The organism is Pseudomonas juntendi (assembly GCF_009932375.1).
GTDB lineage: Bacteria > Pseudomonadota > Gammaproteobacteria > Pseudomonadales > Pseudomonadaceae > Aquipseudomonas > Aquipseudomonas juntendi.
This window is the reverse complement of sequence record NZ_BLJG01000361.1, coordinates 1-295: the sequence shown is the minus strand read 5'-3', so window position 1 is coordinate 295 and position 295 is coordinate 1. Positions and strand designations below refer to the sequence as shown.

At 62.0% G+C, this 295-nt stretch carries 1 protein-coding gene; it reads left to right on the top strand.

Translation table 11 applies throughout. The features are described from left to right. Positions 1-38: 38 nt before the first annotated feature. Positions 39-295: hypothetical protein (locus GYA94_RS25925; protein WP_161893385.1), on the top strand; the 257-nt coding region annotated here is incomplete at its 3' end.

The following is a 295-nucleotide window of genomic DNA, read 5'->3' as shown; positions in this document are numbered from 1 at the left end:
CGAATTGCCGAGGCCCGTGCGGCCCAAGGGGTTTCTCGATGAGCAACATTACTGTGGCCCTGCCGCGCAAGAGCCTGACCGCTGTGGAATGCAAGTTCCTGAAGGTTGGTAACCGCATGCTGCTGGAGCAGAACAACGGCCGTATCGCATCAGCAGCCCTGATGGACATCGTGGCTGACTGGCACGCCGCGCGCGCCAACGTGGGATTCGAGCAGTTCGCCAAGGGCTGGATCACCGAAGGCAACGCCAAGAACAAGCACGCCGACAAGCTGCTGCGCGAGCTGTTCGGCCTGGA